Source organism: Aeromicrobium halocynthiae (assembly GCF_039531385.1).
In the GTDB taxonomy this organism is placed as follows: Bacteria; Actinomycetota; Actinomycetes; order Propionibacteriales; family Nocardioidaceae; genus Aeromicrobium; species Aeromicrobium halocynthiae.
On sequence record NZ_BAAAPY010000021.1, the window covers coordinates 1 to 1,907 of the forward strand.

The 1,907-nt window shown below is 63.8% G+C and carries 3 protein-coding genes; 1 reads left to right on the top strand and 2 read right to left on the bottom strand.

Features of this window, described 5'->3' with window-relative positions; genetic code table 11:
* Positions 1-87: 87 nt before the first annotated feature.
* Positions 88-516 (bottom strand): hypothetical protein, encoded by a 429-nt coding sequence (locus ABD213_RS14965; protein WP_344330279.1) that lies wholly within the window; start codon positions 514-516, stop codon positions 88-90.
* Positions 517-648: 132 nt separating this feature from the next.
* Here ABD213_RS14965 and ABD213_RS14970 point away from each other — a divergent pair, with 132 nt between their 5' ends.
* Complete coding sequence (locus ABD213_RS14970; RefSeq protein ID WP_344330281.1) at positions 649-894, top strand: helix-turn-helix domain-containing protein; 246 nt, start codon at positions 649-651, stop codon at positions 892-894.
* Positions 895-1,451: 557 nt separating this feature from the next.
* Here ABD213_RS14970 and ABD213_RS14975 read toward each other — a convergent pair.
* A partial coding sequence (locus tag ABD213_RS14975) for a hypothetical protein (RefSeq protein ID WP_344330283.1) occupies positions 1,452-1,907 on the bottom strand: 456 nt, incomplete at its 5' end.

Here is a 1,907-nt window from a genome sequence, read left to right on the forward strand (position 1 = left end):
CAACACCGTCCGCCCCCACGAGGCGATCGCATGGAACCGGCCCGAGGAGGTGCACCTCGGCCTGGCCGATCCGACCATCCCGACTTTTCAAACCAAAGAAAACCTGCCAACTACTTGACGCGGGACACGCGGTGGTTGGCTGGGGGCTGGTTCGGGGATTGTGGCGATGAGGAAGTGCCAGTTGTCTGGCGCGAGTTGTGAGCGGGCCTTCTCGCGGAACTCGCTTCGCGTGTCGGGCAGTTCGTCTTTCAGCACGGTACGGACCGCAGCGGCGGGGTCACGGCCCTGCAGGTCGGTGGAGATCGAGCGCATCAGAAGGTTCAGGGCCTTCTCTGCGAAGGCGTCGACCTCGTCCTGGGTGAAGCCGGCGACCGGTCCGGGGGCGTCGACCTCGTCGGGGTCGACCGTCAGCTGGTCGTCGACGAAGGCGGCGAAGGCGGCAGAGTCGGGCGCCGACGTCTCAGTGTCGCCGACTGCGTCCGGCGCGGACGCACAGCCTGCGAGGAGCACGAGCACGACGGCGGGGATGAGGTGGCGCATGCCGCTCCCATGGTCAGGACGAACAGGACTGTCGCAGCACTATAGGACGTATATATCTCAAACGTTCTGACTCTGGATAGATCGGGTTGAGACAGATGAAGTTGGCGCGTGCCTGCCGCGTCCAAACCTCCCCTGTCCCCCGCGACCGGAGAGTTCGGCAAACGAGTCCGCGCGCGCCGCGAGACCCTCGGGCTCAGCCAGGAAGGCCTCGCGGAGAACTCCGAACTCCACTGGTCCTACATCGGGCAGGTCGAGCGCGGCCAAGTGAACCCGACCCTGCGCAACATCCTGCGCATCGCAGAAGCACTGGCGGTCGACGCCGGTGAGCTTGTCGCGAAGTTGCCGTCCGAGTGATCCGAGATCGAGCCGTGGGATGAGAATGTCCGCCGGCTTGGGGCTGGAGTGCTGGGAGTGACCGTCATGCAAAATTTAGCGGCGGCGCAGATCCCGCTGCAAAAGTTAGCGACGCCTGCAACAGATGCGATCCTCGACGTCGTCGGCGATCTTGACCGTTGACTCGACCCTTCATCCACTCGACAGACGCAATACGCGAGGCTCTCGCGGTCACCCGCAGCACGAGATCAACCATCGTTCCGGCCGACCTAGGAGCCGGCTCGGCGAACGAGACTCACCGACCGCCCACCTCGACTTCAACGATTACGATGAGCACAAGCCGTCGATTGGAGGTCCCCCGTGTCCGCAGGAGAACGACCCACTGTCAAGGCCGTTCTTGCCGGCGAGGCGCGTTACGACGACCTCCCGGCCAGGGAGCAAGCAACGGTCCGAGAGGAATGGACCTTGCGTATCAACAAGCGCATCACGTCACTCGACTTAGCGGCAGAGTTCGTGGCAGAGGGACGTCCGTGGGTCGAAGCAGATTCTTATGGCCACGCCGTTCAGCGGCAGGCCAATCAGTAGTCAGACTTCACCGGATGGACGCCCGCGTCGCTGCAAAGTCCTCGGGGGTCGACATCCATGGCGCGCAGTTGGCTGGAGACCGGGAAGAGCCCGTTGATGTGAAGAGTCGGGATCACCGAGGTATCCGGCCCTTCGGCCACTGCTCGTGGCAGCATCTCGTGCATGGAGAACCGTGGCGGCATGGACGGGTCCGAACGGTTCGATGGCGTCGACGCGACGGTGGCCGACTTTTGGCGGTTCGCGATGTCCGACCTGCGGATGAATAACGTCGCGGCTATCTGGCTGAGTTTCTTGTCGCCCGTGCTGTCGGTGCGGAGGGCCCAGTTGAGTCCCCGATAGTGGTGTAGCGCGGTCGTCGAGTTCGTCCCTGGTGTGGACGAGGACGCGGCCACCGCGTGATCCTTCGAGTGATCTCTCACAACCGACTCGAAGAAGGACACACGATGACC